This window comes from Pseudomonas sp. CH235 (assembly GCF_004368175.1).
In the GTDB taxonomy this organism is placed as follows: Bacteria; Pseudomonadota; Gammaproteobacteria; order Pseudomonadales; family Pseudomonadaceae; genus Aquipseudomonas; species Aquipseudomonas paraglycinae.
In genome coordinates, this window is sequence record NZ_RRZJ01000037.1 from 1 (window position 1) to 19,783 (window position 19,783).

Below are 19,783 nucleotides of genomic sequence, written 5' to 3' on the forward strand. Positions count from 1 at the left end.
GGGGCATCGCCTACGGTTTGCTTCGCTGCACCTCCTCTCGATGCATGCGGCTGCGCCGCACGGTCGCTGCGCTCCCACCCCCGGATAAATCCCTCCACTCAGCCTTCCGATGGGGCCGGCACGTCAAAAGCCTTACTCGAGCTAACGCTCATCGTATTGAGTGGTGGAAGCAGGGATGTTTGCTTTAGTTCAACTCGGTCTTTCACGTCGGCGTATCTCTCCCAAACAACTCGGTCAGTCCCCTCTCCCTCGGGAGAGGGTTAGGGTGAGGGGGCTTTGGAGAGGAAGATGCGGGAGTTGAGTTGGATGCGTTTCAAAACCCAAGTTCACCTCGGTATTTCACGTCGGCGTATCTCTCCCAAACACCTCGGTCAGTCCCCTCTCCCTCCGGGAGAGGGCTAGGGTGAGGGCGGCTTTTGCTTTTATCGCGGGCAAAAGAAAACCCCCGACAAACCAGAAGTCTGTCGGGGGTTTCTCGGATCAGGCGTTTCGCAACGCCCGATTCAGCTCAGCTTATTGGCAAGCTTCGCAATCCGGCTCGTCGATGGCGCAAGCCTTCGGTACTGGAGCCGGGCCGGCAGGGGCTGCCAGGACCGAGTCGTCGCCGTGGTTGCCGCCGCTGGATACAGCGTTCAGCTTGCCGGTGTTGATGGTCGACTTCTCGGTGCTGGTCGCGGCCAGGGCGCGGAGGTAGTAGGTGGTTTTCAGACCACGGTACCAGGCCATGCGGTAGGTCACGTCCAGCTTCTTGCCCGATGCGCCGGCGATGTACAGGTTCAGCGACTGGGCCTGGTCGATCCACTTCTGACGACGGCTGGCGGCGTCAACGATCCACTTGGTGTCCACTTCGAATGCGGTCGCGTAGAGCTCTTTGAGTTCTTGCGGGATGCGCTCGATCTGCTGAACCGAACCGTCGTAGTACTTCAGGTCGTTGATCATGACCGAGTCCCACAGACCGCGAGCCTTCAGGTCGCGAACCAGGTAGGGGTTGATCACGGTGAATTCGCCCGACAGGTTCGATTTCACATACAGGTTCTGGTAGGTCGGTTCGATCGACTGCGATACGCCGGTGATGTTGGCGATGGTCGCGGTCGGTGCGATGGCCATGATGTTCGAGTTGCGGATGCCTTTCTGTACACGGGCGCGAACCGGTGCCCAGTCCAGGGATTCGGTCAGGTCGACGTCGATGTACTTCTGGCCGCGTGCTTCGATCAGGATCTGTTGCGAATCCAGCGGCAGTACGCCTTTGGACCACAGCGAACCCTGGAACGTCTCGTACGAGCCGCGCTCGTCGGCCAGGTCGCAGGAAGCCTGGATCGCGTAGTAGCTGACCGCTTCCATCGACTTGTCGGCGAACTCGACGGCAGCGTCGGAACCGTAAGGGATGTGCTGCAGGTACAGCGCGTCCTGGAAGCCCATGATGCCCAGGCCGACCGGACGGTGACGGAAGTTGGAGTTCTTCGCCTGCGGTACCGAGTAGTAGTTGATGTCGATCACGTTGTCGAGCATGCGCACGGCGACGTCGATGGTGCGCTTGAGCTTGGCGGTGTCCAGCTTGCCGTCGACGATGTGGTTCGGCAGGTTGATCGAGCCCAGGTTGCAGACCGCGATCTCGTCCTTGTTGGTGTTCAAGGTGATCTCGGTGCACAGGTTCGAGCTGTGAACAACGCCGACGTGCTGCTGCGGGCTACGCAGGTTGCACGGGTCTTTGAAAGTCAGCCATGGGTGGCCGGTTTCGAACAGCATCGACAGCATCTTGCGCCACAGGTCTTTGGCCTGGATGGTCTTGAACAGCTTGACCTTGCCCGGGTACTCGGTCAGGGCTTCGTAGTACTCGTAGCGCTCTTCGAAGGCCTTGCCGGTCAGGTCGTGCAGATCCGGTACTTCGGACGGCGAGAACAGGGTCCATTTGCCGTCATCGAAGACGCGCTTCATGAACAGGTCAGGGATCCAGTTGGCGGTGTTCATGTCGTGGGTACGACGACGGTCATCACCGGTGTTCTTGCGCAGCTCGATGAACTCTTCGATGTCCATGTGCCAGGTTTCCAGGTAGGCACAGACAGCGCCTTTGCGCTTGCCACCCTGGTTAACGGCGACGGCGGTGTCGTTCACCACTTTCAGGAACGGAACCACGCCTTGCGATTTGCCGTTGGTGCCCTTGATGTACGAACCCAGTGCACGCACCGGCGTCCAGTCGTTGCCCAGGCCACCGGCGAATTTTGACAGCATGGCGTTGTCGTGGATCGCGTGGTAGATGCCCGACAGGTCATCCGGCACGGTGGTCAGGTAGCAGCTCGACAGCTGTGGACGCAGGGTACCGGCGTTGAACAGGGTCGGGGTCGAAGCCATGTAGTCGAACGAGGACAGCAGGTTGTAGAACTCGATCGCACGGTCTTCTTTCTGCTTCTCTTCGATCGCCAGGCCCATGGCCACGCGCATGAAGAAGATCTGCGGCAGTTCGAAACGCACGCCATCCTTGTGGATGAAGTAACGGTCGTACAGGGTCTGCAGGCCCAGGTAGGTAAATTGCTGGTCGCGCTCGTGGTTGATCGCCTTGCCCAGTTTTTCCAGGTCGAAGGAGGCCAGCACAGGGTTCAGCAGTTCGAACTCGATACCTTTGGCGACGTAGGCCGGCAGTGCCTTGGCGTACAGGTCGGCCATCTCGTGGTGAGTGGCGCTTTCGGCCACGCCCAGGAAGCCCAGGCCTTCGGCACGCAGGGTGTCCATCAGCAGGCGGGCGGTCACGAACGAGTAGTTCGGCTCGCGCTCGACCAGGGTACGCGCGGTCATCACCAGAGCGGTGTTGACGTCGTTCAGGGCCACGCCGTCGTACAGGTTCTTCAGGGTTTCGCGCTGGATCAGGTCGCCGTCGACTTCAGCCAGACCTTCGCAGGCTTCGGTGACGATGGTGTTCAGGCGACCCATGTCCAGTGGCGCGAGAGTGCCGTCGGCGCGGGTGATGCGGATCGACGGGTGCGCCTGTACCGGTGCTTCGGCGGTGGTGCGAACGGCGCGTTCCTTGGAACGGGCATCACGGTAGATCACGTAGTCGCGAGCCACTTTCTGCTCGCCGGCACGCATCAGGGCCAGTTCGACCTGGTCCTGGATTTCTTCGATGTGGATGGTGCCGCCCGACGGCATGCGACGCTTGAAGGTCGCGGTGACCTGTTCGGTCAGGCGGGCAACGGTGTCGTGGATTCGCGACGAAGCGGCAGCGGTGCCGCCCTCAACTGCGAGAAACGCTTTGGTGATAGCGACGGTGATCTTGTCATCGGTGTAAGGAACGACAGTGCCATTACGCTTGATCACGCGCAGTTGGCCAGGCGCGGTGGCAGCCAGATCCGAATTCGAATCGGCGGCCTGCGGCAAGGTGCCCTGCGGGTTCTCGCGAGTTGTGTCGGTTTGCATGGGTGTCTCCACGTTCTCTATGTTTGTTTGGGCACCATCACGGTGCCCACCGTTCCGTCCTGAAGCACTACGACCGGCAGTTGCCGGGTAACGACTTCGGGACAGTTCAGGAAGGGGGCCTTGTGGGCGCCGCTTCCATGCCGAAGTCTTCGGTTCGCGCGATACGCGTGAAACCGCATTCCTTTCGGGGAGCAGTTTGGGACTGCAACACCCGTACCGTTTACGCCGTGATCGGCTGAAAAACGGTAGCCATCCGCAGGCGCGGTTTGGGCTTCTGAAAATACGTTTGGTTCAACCCGACAATGGCAATAAAAAGCCTTGAATTCACTGTCCGGTTTGTGTTTGGTTTTTTGGTCTCAACCCCTACATGTAGGGTTTTTTTGAGCGCGGGCTACAAGATAATGCGTTTCGGGGGGCGATTGCAACGGACAGCCTGTGGATAACCCTGTGCGTAAATTGTGTGCGAAACAGGGAAAACCTTTGTAGGCCGTGAACCTGCTGAGCTAGACCGTTTGTCACTGTTTTTCAGTCGGGAAAAACGCTTCAGCGGATTTTTAAGGGCGCGAACCCTATCACAAAAATCCGCCTTGTCCGAACGCATTTACCGACTTGTGTTCTGGCTGTACGCCGTTTATACAATCGGGCCATGCGCACGCATTCTTATCCTCCTTAAAGATGACAAAAAGACGGGAGGATCCTTCCTTTATAAGCAGCATCGGCAAGCAGAGGTCACCCGTGGAGCAAGAAGCCTGGCAGGTATTGATAGTCGAGGACGACCAGCGTCTGGCCGAACTGACCCGTGAATACCTGCAAGCCAACGGATTGCGCGTGGAGATCGAAGGCAACGGTGCGCTGGCGGCGGCGCGGATCATCAAGGAACAGCCGGACCTGGTGATCCTCGACCTGATGCTCCCCGGCGAAGACGGCCTGAGCATCTGCCGCAAGGTGCGTGACCGTTACGACGGCCCGATCCTGATGCTCACCGCGCGCACCGATGACGCCGACCAGATCCTCGGGCTCGACTTGGGTGCCGACGACTACGTCTGCAAACCGGTGCGCCCGCGACTGTTGCTGGCGCGTATCCAGGCGCTGCTGCGACGCAGTGACACACCGGAGGCGCCAGCGGGCAATCCGCGTCGTCTGCAGTTCGGTCCGCTGGTGGTGGACAACGCCTTGCGCGAAGCCTGGCTCAGTGACAGCGGCATCGAGCTGACCAGCGCCGAATTCGATCTGCTCTGGCTGCTGGTATCCAACGCCGGGCGGATCCTGTCCCGGGAAGAAATCTTCACCGCACTGCGCGGCATTGGCTACGACGGCCAGGACCGCTCGATCGATGTACGCATCTCGCGCATCCGCCCGAAAATCGGCGACGACCCCGATCACCCGCGCCTGATCAAGACCGTGCGCAGCAAAGGTTATCTGTTCGTGCCGGAAGCCTGCGTAGAACTGCCGCTGTGAATTCGATCTTCCTGCGCATCTATGGCGGCATGTGCGCGGCGCTGATTCTGGTGGCGGTGCTCGGCGTGCTGGCGCTGCACCTGCTCAACCAGGTGCGCAGCGAGCAATACCGCGAGCGTCTGGCCCACGGCACGTTTTCGCTGATGGCCGACAACCTGCAACCGATGAATGAAACCGAGCGCCATCGCGCCTTGCTGGTGTGGGAGCGGCTGCTCGGGATTCCGCTGGCGCTGAAGACCTTTGCCCAGACCGATCTCGATCTGACCCAGCGCACCCGGGTGCAGCGCGGCCAGGCGCTGGTCGAACAGACCGGCCCGCACGCGGCCAAGGTCTATCGGCTGGTCAGTGACAAGGATCAACTGGTGCTGGTGGGCGAGGTGCAGCAGATCAGCGAGCAACTGGCCCGGGCGACCATCTACCTGTTGGCCGATGAGCTGGTGCGGGTGCCCGTGGGCGAACAGCCCAAACGACTGGCGCAGTTGAAAGAAGACAAAGGCTTCGGCTTCGATTTGCGGCTGGTCACCGTCAGCGATGCCGACATGGACGAAGACCAGAGTCGTCGAGTGTCCGAAGGCGATACGGTGATGGCGCTGGGCAAGGGCGGCGATTCGATCCGGGTGTTCGCCGGCATGGTCGGCACGCCGTGGGTGCTGGAAATCGGGCCGCTGTATCAGATGAATCCGTACCCGCCGGAATGGCTGGTTTTGATCGCCGCTCTCGGCCTGACCCTGATCGGCCTGATCGTCTATTTATTGGTGCGTCAGCTCGAACGGCGTTTGCGCGGGCTCGAAGCTGCCGCCACGCGCATCGCCAAAGGCAGTCTGGAAACTCGCGTTCCGGCCCGGGGTGCCGACTCGGTGGGCAAGCTGGCGGCGGCGTTCAACGGCATGGCCGAGCACTTGCAGCAGTTGCTGGCCATCCAGCGTGAACTGGTGCGCGCGGTGTCCCACGAATTGCGCACGCCGGTGGCGCGCCTGCGTTTCGGCCTGGAGATGATCGGCTCGGCCACCACCCCGCAGGCGCTGGAGAAATACCGCGAGGGTATGGACCACGACATCGAGGACCTCGACAAGCTGGTCGACGAAATGCTCACGTACGCCCGGCTGGAGCAGGGCTCGCCGGCGCTGACCTTCCAGCGCATCGACCTGGATGCACTGGTCAATCAGGTGATCGAAGAGCTGGCGCCTCTGCGCGCCGAAGTCACGGTACAGCGCGGTTTGTGCCTGTCGGCGGCGGATTGCGATGACGCCTGGGTCGAGGCCGAGCCGCGTTACCTGCACCGTGCCTTGCAGAATCTGGTGAGCAACGCCATGCGCCATGCACGCTCGAAGGTCACGGTCAGTTATCAGGTCGGGCAGATGCGTTGCCGGGTGGATGTCGAGGACGACGGCCCCGGCGTGCCGGAAACCGCTTGGGAGAAAATCTTCACGCCGTTCCTGCGCCTGGACGACAGCCGCACCCGAGCGTCCGGCGGGCACGGGCTGGGCCTGTCGATCGTGCGGCGGATCATCCACTGGCACGACGGCCGGGCGCTGATCGGCAAGAGCAAGAGTCTGGGCGGAGCGTGCTTCAGCCTGAGCTGGCCGAGGAATCAGGAGCGGCGCTGAAGCCGCTTACGCCTGGATGCTGACCAGGCTCAGCAACTGCCCGTCCTGCACGCCGAATTGCGCATCGAGCTCCGTGCCGTTGCGCCATTCACTGGACAGATCCGTCAGCAACCGCAGCCGCACCTGACCCTGTTCATTCCACTCCAGAACCTCGGCGTGTTCGAAGTAGAAGCGCTGCTGCACGATCGGGTACAGCGCCTTGAACAGGCTTTCTTTCACCGAAAAGGTCAGGGTCACCCAGAGCGCGATCTGATCCCGGGAGCCGGCGGCCATGCGCTGCATTTCCGGCGGGGTCAGGATCTCTCCAGCCAGCCGCTCGGCGCGTTCGGCGTTGAGCAGGTTTTCCAGGTCCATGCCCAGCCCGCGCCAGTGCTGTTTGTTGGCGACAATCGCCGCCGCACGGCCGGTGCTGTGGGTGATCGAGCCGCAGATGTGTGCCGGCCAAATCGGCGCGCGATCCTCGCCGATCGCCGGAACAGTGCTTGAGCCTTCCAGCTGCTGCAACGCCGCCCGTGCACAAATCCGCCCTGCAAGGAATTCCGCCTGCCGCTTCGCCACCGAACGCTGAATGCTCGGCGGCGACTCGATGGCGCTGCGGCGGAAGTCATCACCGAGCAATTGCGAAGGATCGAAATGGGTGCTCAGCAGCACAGTGTCGGGCAACACCGTCGGCAGCGGCCAATGGGCATCGAGCGGGGTGCAGCAGGCGGGGAGGAAAGGGTTGGAGTTCATGTGGCGCATTTTGCCGGGTTGCCTTAAGGCTGGATAGTGTCGACATGATCGTTCCCACGTCGAACCGTGATCGCTCCGACGCTGCGGCCCCGAATTGTGATCGTTCCCACGCTCCGCGTGGGAATGCAGCCTCGGGACGCTCCGCGTCCCTTCGCTGTGTGACGCGGAGCGTCACTGTATGCATTCCCACGCAGAGCGTGGGAACGATCAGCAACAGGGGTTCAGCCAAAGATTTTCTTGAAGAACGCCTGCATGTCCGCCCAGGATTTTTCATCGGCGGCCTTGTTGTAGCCGATATCCGGGCCACCGTGATCGCCGTGGCTCAGGCGATCCGCGTCGGGATTGCTGAACCCGTGCTTGGCACCGTCGAGGCTGACGAATTGATAGTCGGCGCCGGCCTTGTCCATTTCCGACTTGAATGCCGCGACGTTGTCCGGGGTGACCATGCTGTCCAGCGCGCCGTGCTCGACAAGGACTTTCGCCTTCACGCTACCCGGCGTAGCCGGAGTCTTGGTGGCCAGCGCACCGTGGAAGCTCACCACGCCGGCCAGCGGCACGCCCTGACGCGCGGCATTCAGCACCACGCCACCGCCGAAGCAGTAGCCGATGGCGCCGATTTTATCCTTGTCGGTCTGCGGCTGTTTCTTCAACAGATCCAGCCCGGCCTGAAAGCGCTTGCTGGCCGCATCGGCGTTTTGCGTGGCGGCCTGCATGAACGCCATTGCGTCTTTCGGGTGCTCGGTGTTCTTGCCTTCACCGTACATGTCGATGGCCAGCGCGCTGTAGCCGAGCCCGGCGAGATCCCGGGCGCGGCGCTTGGCGTAGTCGTTCAGGCCCCACCACTCATGCACCACCACCACGCCGGGGCGCGGGCCCTTTATTGCATCGTCGTAGGCGTAGTAACCGATCAGCTTGGTGCCGTCAGCACTCTGATAGGGGATTTCCTCGGTCTTGATCGCAGCCTGGCTGAGGCCGCTGAAGACAAGGAGGGCGAGGGTTAGAAGCAGGCGCATGATCGGGTCTCCGGACAATAAAGTGGTCAAAACAGCCTAGTTCATTTCATTCAGGCCAGGTTCAGAGAGCGTTCAGGGGCGGTACAGGGGAGGGTCAGTAACCTTGCGCCATACCCAAACAGCACTGTGAAAGAGGAAACTCCATGACTCGTTTAAATAAACTGCTGCTGGCTTTTACCGTAATGAGCGCCAGTATCGCGGCCCACGCCGACACCACCAGCAACTTCGCCGGCCTGACCTTTGGCCAGACCAGCGACAAGATCAAAAAATCCAACGCCCTGAACGACAACCTCGGCCATCCGGATGCCACCGCGGCCATCGACGGCAACAACACCTACGGCCTGCGCCTGGGTCAGCAAAACAGCCAGGGTCGCTACTACGCCACCTACGACAACGTGTCCGGCTCGCACAATGGCATTAAACTGCGCCAGGAAAACCTGCTGGGCAGCTACGATCTGTTTTACCCGGTGGGTAGCAGCACCAAGCTGTTCGGCGGTGCCACGGCCGGTCTGACCAAGTTGACCCAGGATTCGCCGAGCTACAGCCGTGACAGCGACATCGGTTACGCCGTCGGCGGCCAGTTCGGTGTGTTGCAGCAAGTCTCGCAGAACACCTCGGTCGAACTCGGTTACCGTTACCTGCGCAGCAACGCCAGCACTGAGATGAAAGAGAGCGGCGGCAGCAAGCAAGGCTCGCTGGATTTGACCAGCAGCGCCCAGACTTACCTGTCGGCCAACTACGCTTTCTAAGCGATTGGCGTCAGGCCCGCGCCGGGTCGTCCTTCGAGGGGCGACCCGGCGCAGCCATGTGAGGCGAAAGCCTTTGGAGTTGTCGATTTACCCGGGAGAGCGTCATGAAACTGTTGGTCGTCGAAGATGAAGCGCTGTTGCGCCATCACCTGCAAACCCGCCTGACGGAGAGCGGTCACGTGGTCGAGTCCGTGGCCAATGCCGAAGAGGCGTTGTACCAGACCGGGCAATTCAACTTTGACCTGGCGGTGATCGACCTTGGACTGCCGGGCATGAGTGGCCTCGACCTGATCCGCCAGCTGCGCTCGGGCGCCAAGACGTTTCCGATCCTGATCCTCACCGCGCGCGGCAACTGGCAGGACAAGGTCGAAGGTCTGGCAGCCGGGGCTGACGATTATCTGGTCAAGCCGTTCCAGTTCGAAGAACTCGAAGCGCGGCTCAATGCGTTGCTGCGCCGCTCCAGCGGTTTCACTCAGTCGACCATCGTCGCCGGCCCGCTGTTGCTGGACCTCAATCGCAAGCAGGCGACCCTCGACGAGCAACCGCTGGCGCTGACCGCCTACGAGTACCGGATCCTCGAATACCTCATGCGCCATCACCAGCAGGTGGTGCCCAAGGATCGGTTGATGGAGCAGTTGTACCCGGATGACGACGAGCGCGATCCAAACGTGATCGAAGTGCTGGTCGGCCGTTTGCGCCGCAAGCTCGAAGGCCCGGCCGGATTCAAGCCGATCGACACCGTGCGCGGCCTCGGTTACCTGTTCAATGAGCGCTGCACTTGATCCGTTCCCTTCGCGTCCGGCTGATGCTTGCCGCCACGACCCTGGCGGTGTTGTTCATGCTCGCGTTGCTCCCGGCGATGCAGGGCGCGTTCAGCCTGGCGCTGCAGGACTCGATCGAACAGCGGCTGGCGTCCGACGTCACCACGCTGATCTCCGCCGCGCGGGTTGAAAACAACCGCCTGATGATGCCGGCACAGTTGCCCGACGAGCGCTTCAACCTCACGGACAATCGCCTGCTCGGCTACATCTATGACCGCGAAGGGCATCTGGTCTGGCGCTCGAAGGGCACCCAGGAAGAGAAGATCAACTACACGCCGCGCTACGACGGCCTCGGCAACGAGTTCGCGCGGATCCGTGAAGCCAACGGCCAGGAATTCTTCGTCTACGACGTCGAAGTCAAACTGCTTGGCGGCAAAAGTGCAGCCTTCAGTATCGTGGCCCTGCAACCGGTGCGCGAATACGAAACCACCCTCGAAGGCCTGCGGGAAAATCTCTACCTCGGTTTTGGCGCGGCATTGCTGGTGCTGCTGGCGCTGCTGTGGATCGGCCTGACCTGGGGCCTGAAAGCCTTGCGCCGGCTCAGTCAGGAACTCGACGAAATCGAAGGCGGAACCCTCGAAAGCCTCAGCGAACAGCACCCGCGTGAACTGCTGCGCCTGACCGGTTCCCTCAACCGCTTGCTGCACAGCGAACGCCAGCAGCGCAGCCGGTACCGCGATTCCCTCGACGATCTGGCCCACAGCCTGAAAACCCCGCTGGCGGTATTGCAAGGCGTCAGCGAAGACATGGCCCAGCGCCCCGAAGACCGCGATCAGGCGTGGGTGCTGCAAACCCAGATCGAACGCATGAGCCAGCAGATCGGCTATCAGTTGCAACGCGCCAGCCTGCGCAAAAGCGGTCTGGTGCGCCATCAGGTGCGCCTGCGCCCGGTGCTGCAAAGCCTGTGCGACACGCTGGACAAGGTCTACCGCGACAAACACGTGCGCGTCGCCTTCGATCTGCCGGAGCACTGTTACGTGCCGATCGAGCAGGGCGCCTTGCTGGAAATGATGGGCAACCTGCTGGAAAACGCCTATCGCCTGTGTCTGGGCGAAGTGCGCATCAGCGTGCGCGAAAGCCATTCCGGAATGGAGCTGTGCATCGAAGACGACGGCCCCGGCGTACCACCGGATCAGCGCGCACGGATTCTCGAACGCGGCGAACGCCTGGATCGCCAGCACCCAGGGCAGGGGATCGGGCTGGCAGTGGTCAAGGACATCATCGAGAGCTACAGCGCGAAACTGACGCTGGGCGATTCACCGATGGGCGGGGCGGCGTTCAGAATTCATTTTCCTGCGGTGTGAAAACGATCGGCCCTCACCCTAACCCTCCCGAAACGTCGGACCGCCCAGAGGGAGGGTTAGGGTGAGGGGGCTTTTGATCTTTGGCCTCACTGCTCCTGCGCCCGATAAGCCCCCGGCGTCAGCCCCGTCCACTTCTTGAACGCCCGATGAAACGCCGACGGCTCGGAAAACCCGAGCTGTTCGGCGATCTGTTGCAACGACAGATCGGCCCGCCCCAGGTGATAAATTGCGATGTCCCGGCGCAACTGATCCTTCAATTCCTGAAAACTGGTGCCTTCCTCGCGCAGATGCCGGCGCAAGGTTTGCGGGCTGATGTGCAGGTGCGCGGCAACTGCTTCGAGGTCCGGCCAGCGTGCGCTGTCGTGGCTGAGCAAACGGCGCAGCCGGCTGCTCAGGCTGTTGCCGTCGTCCGGGCGGGACAGCAGGTCGGCGGGGGAGCGTTCGAGGAAATGCTTGAGGGTGCGTTCATCCTGCAACAGCGGCATGTGCAGATAACGGCTGTGAAACACCAGGCTGCTTTGCGTTGCCGAAAATTCCAGCGGGCAGGAAAACAGCAGATCGTATTCCGCCCCGTGCGCCGGTTTCGGGTAGCTGAAGCTCGCCTGTTCCAGACGAATCCGCTGGCCGATCAGCCAGCTGCCGAGGCGATGCCAGATCACCAGCAGGCTCTCGCTGAGAAAGTGATCCGGGTCCCACAACTGCGCATCGTCGAGGCTCAGGCGTACCCATTCGTCTTCATGGCTCAGGGTCAGGCACGGGGCTTCGGGGAATAGGCTATAAAACAATAAGCCGCGTTGCAGAGCCTTCTCCAGGCTGCGGCAATGGATGATGGCGTGGCACATCATGGCGAAGCTGCCAGGTTTGCTCGGAGCGTTGCCAAAACCCAGGTATTCGTCGTCCAGGGCCAGCCACAGGTTCTGGATCAGTTGGGTGAATTGTTCCGGGGCGATCCGCGCGCGCGGCTCGTCGAGCAGTTCGGGGCTGATGCCCAGTTGCTGCAGCAGGTCCGAGTAGTCGTAACCCGAGCGCCGCGCGCCACCGAGGGCGGCGCGGGCAAAGTGACTGGCGATGGTGCGTTCGCGCATGAGCGGCAGATCCTTCCTCTGGCGACCGATGGTAGCGGCTGCCTTTGATCGGTAACAAGGCGGATTTCCGCCAAATTGTAGGACGAGGTCGGGCGAGTTGGCGGAAATCCGCCACACTTGAGTAACCGAACGGTGACACAGAAAAAGCCGGATCCCCTGATATCAAAAGGCTTGCAGCGATTTGCACCAAAGTGGCACGACGTTTGCGATAAGAGCGACAGAAGCGTGCGCCGAGCCGGTCCGGAAAGCGCCGTTCGACACAACAAATCCCTCCAGTGCAGGAGGGTTCGCAATTCAGGTTTCGCGTTCAACAGATGGATGTTGCCACGCGGGACTCTTGAGGAACTTTGCAATGACGACTCGTCAGCCACTGTACAAATCCCTGTATTTCCAGGTGATCGTCGCAATCTGTATCGGTATTGCGCTCGGCCACTACTACCCGCAGTTCGGCGTGGCCGTAAAGCCGCTGGGTGACGGGTTCATCAAACTGATCAAAATGATCATCGCCCCGATCATCTTCTGCACCGTGGTCAGCGGCATCGCCGGCATGCAGAACATGAAATCGGTCGGCAAGACCGGCGGTTACGCACTCCTGTACTTCGAAATCGTTTCGACCATCGCCCTGCTGGTCGGCCTGATCGTGGTCAACATCGTGCAACCGGGCAACGGGATGCACATCGACGTCAGCACCCTCGATGCCTCGAAAGTCGCGACCTATGTTGCTCAAGGCGCAGACCAGAGCGTTGTCGGCTTCCTGCTCAACGTGATCCCGACCACCATCGTCGGCGCGTTCGCCACCGGTGACATTCTGCAAGTGCTGATGTTCTCGGTGATCTTCGGTTTCGCCCTGCATCGCCTGGGTGCCTACGGCAAGCCGATCCTGGACTTCATCGATCGCTTCGCCCACGTGATGTTCAACATCATCAACATGATCATGAAGCTCGCGCCAATCGGTGCCTTCGGTGCGATGGCGTTCACCATCGGTGCCTACGGCGTCGGCTCGCTGGTGCAGCTGGGTCAACTGATGATCTGCTTCTACATCACCTGCCTGGCGTTCATCCTGATCGTGCTCGGCGGTATCGCCCGCATGCACGGCTTCAGCGTGCTGAAGATGATCCGCTACATCCGTGAAGAGCTGCTGATCGTGCTGGGTACTTCCTCTTCGGAATCGGTACTGCCACGCATGCTGATCAAGATGGAGCGTCTGGGCGCGAAGAAATCGGTGGTAGGTCTGGTGATCCCGACCGGCTACTCGTTCAACCTCGACGGCACCGCGATCTACCTGACCATGGCGGCCGTGTTCATCGCTCAGGCGACCGACACCCACATGGACATCACTCACCAGATCACTCTGCTGGTAGTGTTGCTGCTGTCCTCCAAAGGCGCAGCCGGTGTGACCGGTTCGGGCTTCATCGTACTGGCGGCCACCCTGTCGGCCGTAGGTCACCTGCCGGTGGCCGGTCTGGCGCTGATCCTGGGTATCGACCGCTTCATGTCCGAAGCCCGCGCCCTGACCAACCTGGTCGGCAACGCCGTAGCGACCATCGTCGTGGCCAAGTGGGTCAAGGAGCTGGACACCGATGTGCTGCAATCCGAGCTGGCCTCGGGCGGTCGTGGTATCTCCGACGAGCGTGAGGAAGATGACCTGGGCGTGGCCGAAGGCCCGACCCCGAGCAATGTGAAGTAAGCATCGCTTGAATGGAAAAACCCGCTTCGGCGGGTTTTTTCTTGCCTGCTGTTTGAGCGCAACGGTCAGCGCAACTGATGGATCCGGTAATTGCCCCATCGCCGATGGCTGCCTAGGCTGCATGCATCGTTGATGGAGATTGCCCATGCCTGCACCGCTGGCCTCACTGAAGATTCTGGATTTCTCGACCCTGCTGCCGGGGCCGTTTGCCTCGCTGCTGCTGGCGGATATGGGCGCCGAAGTGCTGCGCATCGAATCGCCGACCCGCCTCGACCTGGTGCGGGTCTTGCCGCCCCATGATCACGGCGTCTCGGCCAGTCACGCGTATCTCAACCGCAACAAGCGCAGCCTGGCGCTGGACCTCAAGCAGCCCGAGGCGTTGGAGCTGGTGAAGCAGTTGCTGGTGAATTACGACATCGTGCTGGAACAGTTTCGCCCCGGTGTGATGGAGCGGCTGGGGCTGGGTTACGAGGCGCTGAAGGCGATCAATCCGAAGCTGATTTATGTGTCGATCACCGGTTACGGCCAGACCGGACCGTACAAGGATCGCGCCGGCCACGACATCAACTATTTGGCGCTGGCCGGGCTCTCCAGCTACACCGGCCGCGCCGACAGCGGGCCGTTGCCGCTGGGCATGCAGGTGGCGGATGTCGCCGGCGGCTCGCTGCACGGGGTGATCGGCTTGTTGGCGGCGGTGATTTCCCGCCAGCAGACCGGGCAGGGCACCCATCTGGATGTGAGCATGACCGATTGCGCGTTCAGCCTGAACGCCATGGCCGGTGCCGGGTATCTGGCCTGCGGCGAGGAGCCGGGCTGGGAGGATCAGATGCTCAATGGCGGCAGCTTCTACGATTACTACCGCTCCCGCGACGGGCGCTGGATGTCGGTGGGCAGTCTGGAACCGGCCTTCATGCAGCAACTGTGTGCGGCGCTGGGCCGGCCGGAACTGGCGGCGCAGGGCTTGTCGCCCAAACCCGAGCAGCAGCGGGCGCTCAAGGACGCCTTGAAGGTCGAGTTCGAGAAGCATGACTTTGCCGAACTGTGCGAGCTGTTCGCCGGGATCGATGCCTGCGTCGAGCCGGTGTTGAACCTGGGCGAGGCGGTGCAGCATCCGCAATTGCAGGCGCGGGAACTGGTGACCCAGGTGCCCCGCGGTGATGGCACGGTGCAGGCGCAGATCGCCTGTCCGCTGAAGTTTTCCGAGGCGTTGCCGGCGCCGCGGCATGTGGGGGCAGCGCTGGGGCAGCATACAGATCAGGTGTTGACGGAGTTGGGGTTGAGTCCTGAGCGGATTGCCGAATTACGCGCCGCGAAAGTCATCGCGTAGCTCGTGGGTTACTCGACCCGCATCTCGCCACTGAACACCAATGTGTTGCGACAGCGCCGGCACAGATAGCGCCGACCCTGCCTGACCAGGCTATGGCGCTGCGCCGAAAACGGAAAATCGCTATCGGCACACGGGCATTTATAGATGTAGCGGGTCACGCTGCGGCGTTTGATTTCATAGGTATGGCAACGGTCCGGCGGCAATTCGTAAACGCCGCGCATGATCAGTTGCCACTCCTCGCCGTGGGGCTGGATGCGGTCGCCGAACAGTTGATGGGCGATCAGGTGCGCGACTTCGTGGGCCACGGTCTGCTTGAGGAAATGTTCGGTGTTTTCCCGGTACAGCTGCGGATTGAAGCGCAGCAGATTCTCGTGCAGATGCGCGACCCCGGCTTTTTGCCCGCGCAGCTTGAGGCTCACCACGGGGCGTTTGAAGGGACGTTTGAAAAAGGATTCAGCGAGTTGGAAACAGTCTTCGACGCGGGTATTGAGTTGCTCGGGCATGCTTGATGGATCTCCAGAGATTTGGAGTATGCCGCAACCTTTCGGCGTTGCGTATCGCCAAACTGCCGAATGGTCGCGACGTTCATTCCAGGCATGAGAAGGCCGCCTTGCGGCGGCCTGTGTTGGCGGATCTTGTTCTTCTCGGGAGGAACCGGTCGCTAATTGGTGTAGACAGGCCCCACGCCCAGACCCCAGACAATCACGGTAAACGCCATGATGGCGACCAGCACCACCAGACCCACCGCCAGTACCGAGCTGGAAAACAGGAAACCCTCGTCGGACGGAATGTTCATGAAGGTCGGCAGCCCCACATACAACAGGTAAACCGTGTAGCAGATGGCCGCCGTGCCGACGATCATCCCCAGCCACATGTGTGGATAGAGCGCCGCCAGCCCGCCGACGAACAACGGTGTCGCGGTGTAGGTGGCAAATGCCACGCAACGGGCCAGGCTCGGGTTGGCGTCATAGGTGCGGGCCATCCAGTGCACGAAGGCACCCATGACCGCGACTCCGCCGAGCATTGCCAGGTAAGACATGATCGTCATCCACAACGCGCTTTCGACGGTGAGCATCACCGGTGCGCGGTTGCCGATCACCCAGCCGACCTGAGTCGTGCCGATAAATGCCGAAACAGCGGGGATCGCCGCCAGAATCAGCGTGTGCGTCAGGTACATGTGGCTGATGCTTTCTTCCTGGTCGCCACGGATTTCCTTCCATTCCTGATCGGGGTGGGTAAAAAGTCCCACTACGTGATGGATCATGCCAGTCACTCCTCTCGTTATTGCCATCGCCCCCCAGCGGAGCGCCTACGGGCCAATGCGGCCGAGTAAATACAGGTCTTCAGATTGTGTGCGACCTTATGTCGCAGTATAGAAAGGTCTTAACCGCACAGGTGATAGGGGCTTAGAGCAAATCGCGCTGTAAAACCGCGGGGTAATCGCGTCGGGGTCTGTGCAAACGGGCGCTGTAAGCGGCGACAACCTGTGGCCACAAGCGAAGTGTTTTTGCGTAAAATGCCCGCCTTTCGTCACACCTCACGGATTTCGCGTCATGGGCACTCTTACGGTCAACCAGAACAAACTGCAAAAGCGCCTGCGCCGCCTGGCCGGCGAAGCCGTCACCGACTTCAACATGATCGAAGACGGCGACAAGGTCATGGTCTGCCTGTCCGGGGGCAAGGACAGCTACACCATGCTCGACGTGCTGATGCACCTGCAGAAGGTTGCACCGATCAAGTTCGAGATCGTCGCCGTGAACATGGACCAGAAGCAGCCGGGTTTCCCCGAGCACGTGCTGCCGGCCTACCTGAAAGAGCTGGGCATCGAGTACCACATCGTCGAGAAGGACACCTACTCGGTGGTCAAGGAACTGATCCCGGAAGGCAAGACCACCTGCTCGCTATGCTCGCGCCTGCGTCGCGGCACGCTGTACACCTTCGCCGACGAAATCGGCGCGACCAAAATGGCCCTCGGTCATCACCGCGACGACATCGTCGAGACGTTCTTCCTCAACATGTTCTTCAACGGCAGCCTCAAGGCCATGCCGCCGAAGCTGCGCGCCGACGACGGGCGCAACGTGGTGATCCGTCCGCTGGCCTACTGCAACGAGAAAGACATCCAGGCCTACTCGGACTTCAAGCAATTCCCGATCATTCCGTGCAACCTCTGCGGTTCCCAGGAAAACCTGCAGCGTCAGGTGGTCAAGGAAATGCTCCAGGACTGGGAACGCAAGACCCCGGGCCGTACCGAAAGCATCTTCCGCAGCCTGCAGAACGTGATCCCGTCGCAACTGGCTGACCGTAACCTGTTTGACTTCACCAGCCTGAAGATCGACGAGACGGCGGCTTCGCGTTTCGTCAATGTGGTGAACCTGTAAGTGATCTGATCGCTCGAAAGAAACGGCGCTCGCGGGCGCCGTTTTCAATTCATTTTTTAGGAGAGGGCATGCGCGACTACAAGTGGCTGCACGAATACTGTCTGAACCGCTTCGGTTCGGCGGCTGAACTGGAAGCCCATCTGCCCGTTCCCAAGACCCCGGCGCAACTGCGCAAGATCAGCGACGACCGTTACCTCTCGACCATGGCCCTGCGGGTGTTCCGTGCCGGGCTCAAGCACAGCCTGGTGGATGCCAAGTGGCCGGCCTTCGAGGAAGTGTTCTTCAAGTTCGACCCGGAAAAGGTCGTGCTGATGAGCGCCGAACACCTTGAGCGACTGATGCAGGATGCGCGGATCATCCGTCACCTGGGCAAGCTCAAGAGCGTGCCGCGCAATGCGCAGTTCATTCTGGATGTCGAGAAAGAGAAGGGCAGTTTCGGTGCGTTGCTCGCCGACTGGCCGGTGACCGATATCGTCGGTTTGTGGACGTACCTGAAAAAGCACGGTCATCAATTGGGCGGGCTGTCGGCGCCACGGTTCTTGCGGATGGTTGGCAAGGATACGTTCGTGCCGAGCTACGACGTGGTCGCGGCGTTGAATGCACAGAAGATCGTCGACAAGGTGCCGAGCAGCCTGCGGGATCTGGCGACGGTGCAGAACGCGTTCAACCAGTGGCATGAAGAGAGCGGTGGACGGCCGATGAGCCAGATCTCGATGATGCTGGCGTACACCGTCAATCATTGAGTTCAAAGCGATCGTTCCCACGCAGAGCGTGAAACGATCCCGGCAGACTCGGTTAGCTCGGCGATCTGGCGAGCAGTCAGGCGACGGAGACTTCGCCTTCGCCCGCCAGTTTGCGATTCAACTGATACCGCCACCGCACATACAGCAGTGCCGAGCAAAACACCGCCAGACTGGCGATCATCTCCAGCACACCGAACAGCTGCCGGCTCGGGTCATACGCGGCCAGTGCGCCCTTGATGAAATACAGATTCACCACAAAGCACATCCACGAATGCCCGCGTGCGCTGCCCATGATCATCGCCGGTGCGAGCACGATCCACGGGATCAGCTCGATCAGCAGAATCACCCACGGCCGCGCGCCGTGCAGGTCGGCGAACATCAGGTAATAAGCGGCGAGCAGTCCGGCCAGGCCGAAAAAGCACAGCAGACTGATCACCCGCATCGCCCGCACCCGCGGCTCCAGCCACTCGACGGCGGGCAGGACTTTCGGCTTTCTGGCCATCTCAGTTCCCCAGTTTCCGGGCCGTCTTGGCCAGACGTGCGCCGAGGGCGCGGCACAGCGCCACTTCGTGCTGATCGAGACCGCTTTTACCGTCGGCCCCGGCGTGATGGCTGGCGCCGTACGGCGTGCCGCCGCCCTGGGTTTCCAGCAGCGCCGATTCGCTGTAGGGCAGGCCGGTGATCAGCATGCCGTGGTGCAGCAGCGGCAGCATCATCGACAGCAGGGTGGTTTCCTGACCGCCGTGCAGGCTGGCGGTGGACGTGAACACTCCGGCCGGCTTGCCGACCAGTGCGCCGGTCAGCCACAGGTTGCTGGTGCCGTCGAGGAAGTACTTGAGCGGCGCGGCCATGTTGCCGAAACGGGTCGGGCTGCCGAGGGCCAGGCCGGCGCAGTTCTTCAGGTCATCCAAAGTGGCGTACAGCGCGCCTTCATCCGGAATGTCCGGTGCCACGGCTTCGCACTCGGTGGAGATCGCCGGCACGGTGCGCAGGCGCGCTTCGAGACCGGCCTGCTCGACGCCACGGGCAATCTGCCGGGCCATCTCGTTGGTCGAGCCGCTGCGGCTGTAATACAGAACCAGAATGTACGGCGCACTCACGGCAGCAGCTCCAGGATCTGCTCCGGTGGACGGCCGATGACGGCTTTGTCGCCGGCTTCGAGAATCGGTCGCTCCATCAACTTCGGATGGGCCGCGATCGCTTCAATCAATTGTTTCTCGGTGAGACTGGCATCGGCCAGGTTCAGGGTCTTGTATTCGTCTTCGCCGGTGCGCAGCAGTTGCCGTGCGCTGATTCCCAGCTTGCCGAGCAGCGCCTTGATCTGCGCGGCGTCCAGCGGGGTTTCGAGGTAGCGCACCACGTTTGGCGTCAGGCCACGGGCTTCGAGGAGTTCGAGCGCACCGCGGGATTTCGAGCAGCGCGGGTTGTGATAAAGCGTCAGATCGGTCATGGGCGGGTCGCTTCTTGCGTA

18 protein-coding genes are annotated in these 19,783 nt (G+C 61.4%); 9 read left to right on the forward strand and 9 right to left on the reverse strand.

The features are described 5' to 3' along the window. Positions 1-513: 513 nt before the first annotated feature. On the reverse strand, positions 514-3,408 hold the full coding sequence (locus EIY71_RS25635) for a ribonucleoside-diphosphate reductase subunit alpha (protein ID WP_085745109.1): 2,895 nt from the start codon (positions 3,406-3,408) through the stop codon (positions 514-516). 735 nt (positions 3,409-4,143) lie between these two features. Between EIY71_RS25635 and EIY71_RS25640 the strand changes: the two genes are divergently transcribed. Together EIY71_RS25640 and EIY71_RS25645 are read left to right on the forward strand one after the other, a co-directional pair. Then, entirely contained in the window at positions 4,144-4,866 is a 723-nt protein-coding gene (locus tag EIY71_RS25640) for a response regulator (protein WP_085745108.1), read from the forward strand. Then, entirely contained in the window at positions 4,863-6,473 is a 1,611-nt protein-coding gene (locus EIY71_RS25645) for an ATP-binding protein (protein ID WP_007957745.1), read from the forward strand. The genes EIY71_RS25640 and EIY71_RS25645 overlap by 4 nt, the downstream gene beginning before the upstream one ends. A 6-nt stretch (positions 6,474-6,479) precedes the next feature. On the opposite strand, the gene EIY71_RS25650 is transcribed toward EIY71_RS25645, so the two are convergent. Together EIY71_RS25650 and EIY71_RS25655 are read right to left on the reverse strand one after the other, a co-directional pair. Beyond that, positions 6,480-7,205 (reverse strand): 4'-phosphopantetheinyl transferase, encoded by a 726-nt coding sequence (locus tag EIY71_RS25650; RefSeq protein ID WP_085745421.1) that lies wholly within the window; start codon positions 7,203-7,205, stop codon positions 6,480-6,482. A 221-nt stretch (positions 7,206-7,426) separates the two neighbouring features. Next, positions 7,427-8,218 (reverse strand): dienelactone hydrolase family protein, encoded by a 792-nt coding sequence (locus tag EIY71_RS25655; protein WP_085745107.1) that lies wholly within the window; start codon positions 8,216-8,218, stop codon positions 7,427-7,429. A 143-nt stretch (positions 8,219-8,361) separates the two neighbouring features. On the opposite strand from EIY71_RS25655, the gene EIY71_RS25660 reads away from it, so the two are divergent. The 3 genes from EIY71_RS25660 to EIY71_RS25670 all read left to right on the forward strand — a co-directional run bounded on the left by EIY71_RS25660 (position 8,362) and on the right by EIY71_RS25670 (position 11,092). Continuing rightward, positions 8,362-8,967: a hypothetical protein gene (locus tag EIY71_RS25660; RefSeq protein WP_085745106.1), complete on the forward strand. Its 606-nt coding sequence runs from the start codon at positions 8,362-8,364 to the stop codon at positions 8,965-8,967. A gap of 104 nt (positions 8,968-9,071) precedes the next feature. Further along, entirely contained in the window at positions 9,072-9,749 is a 678-nt protein-coding gene (locus EIY71_RS25665; protein WP_085745105.1) for a response regulator transcription factor, read from the forward strand. Next, positions 9,746-11,092, forward strand: a complete 1,347-nt coding sequence (locus tag EIY71_RS25670) for an ATP-binding protein (RefSeq protein WP_085745104.1) — start codon at positions 9,746-9,748, stop codon at positions 11,090-11,092. The genes EIY71_RS25665 and EIY71_RS25670 overlap by 4 nt, the downstream gene beginning before the upstream one ends. Positions 11,093-11,178: 86 nt before the next feature. On the opposite strand, the gene EIY71_RS25675 is transcribed toward EIY71_RS25670, so the two are convergent. Then, positions 11,179-12,177 (reverse strand): AraC family transcriptional regulator, encoded by a 999-nt coding sequence (locus tag EIY71_RS25675; RefSeq protein WP_085745103.1) that lies wholly within the window; start codon positions 12,175-12,177, stop codon positions 11,179-11,181. 352 nt (positions 12,178-12,529) lie between these two features. Here EIY71_RS25675 and EIY71_RS25680 point away from each other — a divergent pair, with 352 nt between their 5' ends. Together EIY71_RS25680 and EIY71_RS25685 are read left to right on the forward strand one after the other, a co-directional pair. After that, on the forward strand, positions 12,530-13,864 hold the full coding sequence (locus EIY71_RS25680) for a dicarboxylate/amino acid:cation symporter (protein ID WP_064383574.1): 1,335 nt from the start codon (positions 12,530-12,532) through the stop codon (positions 13,862-13,864). Between the two features lie 145 nt (positions 13,865-14,009). Beyond that, positions 14,010-15,191, forward strand: a complete 1,182-nt coding sequence (locus EIY71_RS25685; RefSeq protein ID WP_085745102.1) for a CaiB/BaiF CoA-transferase family protein — start codon at positions 14,010-14,012, stop codon at positions 15,189-15,191. An 8-nt stretch (positions 15,192-15,199) separates the two neighbouring features. On the opposite strand, the gene EIY71_RS25690 is transcribed toward EIY71_RS25685, so the two are convergent. Together EIY71_RS25690 and EIY71_RS25695 are read right to left on the reverse strand one after the other, a co-directional pair. Beyond that, entirely contained in the window at positions 15,200-15,694 is a 495-nt protein-coding gene (locus EIY71_RS25690) for a SprT family zinc-dependent metalloprotease (RefSeq protein ID WP_085607401.1), read from the reverse strand. 158 nt (positions 15,695-15,852) lie between these two features. After that, complete coding sequence (locus tag EIY71_RS25695) at positions 15,853-16,455, reverse strand: Yip1 family protein (protein WP_007957761.1); 603 nt, start codon at positions 16,453-16,455, stop codon at positions 15,853-15,855. 289 nt (positions 16,456-16,744) lie between these two features. On the opposite strand from EIY71_RS25695, the gene ttcA reads away from it, so the two are divergent. Together ttcA and EIY71_RS25705 are read left to right on the forward strand one after the other, a co-directional pair. Beyond that, positions 16,745-17,569, forward strand: coding sequence for a tRNA 2-thiocytidine(32) synthetase TtcA (ttcA, locus tag EIY71_RS25700; RefSeq protein ID WP_011335493.1), 825 nt, complete (start codon positions 16,745-16,747; stop codon positions 17,567-17,569). 68 nt (positions 17,570-17,637) lie between these two features. Then, entirely contained in the window at positions 17,638-18,312 is a 675-nt protein-coding gene (locus EIY71_RS25705; RefSeq protein WP_085683575.1) for a DNA-3-methyladenine glycosylase I, read from the forward strand. Positions 18,313-18,388: 76 nt separating this feature from the next. Here EIY71_RS25705 and EIY71_RS25710 read toward each other — a convergent pair whose 3' ends face one another. From EIY71_RS25710 to arsC, 3 genes are read right to left on the reverse strand one after another with little or no spacing between them, the layout of a single operon-like run. Then, on the reverse strand, positions 18,389-18,814 hold the full coding sequence (locus EIY71_RS25710; RefSeq protein ID WP_085745101.1) for a DUF2069 domain-containing protein: 426 nt from the start codon (positions 18,812-18,814) through the stop codon (positions 18,389-18,391). A 1-nt stretch (position 18,815) separates the two neighbouring features. Further along, entirely contained in the window at positions 18,816-19,412 is a 597-nt protein-coding gene (gene wrbA / locus EIY71_RS25715) for an NAD(P)H:quinone oxidoreductase (RefSeq protein ID WP_085745100.1), read from the reverse strand. Beyond that, on the reverse strand, positions 19,409-19,762 hold the full coding sequence (gene arsC, locus EIY71_RS25720) for an arsenate reductase (glutaredoxin) (protein ID WP_011335489.1): 354 nt from the start codon (positions 19,760-19,762) through the stop codon (positions 19,409-19,411). The genes wrbA and arsC overlap by 4 nt, the downstream gene beginning before the upstream one ends. Between the last annotated feature and the right edge of the window lie 21 nt (positions 19,763-19,783).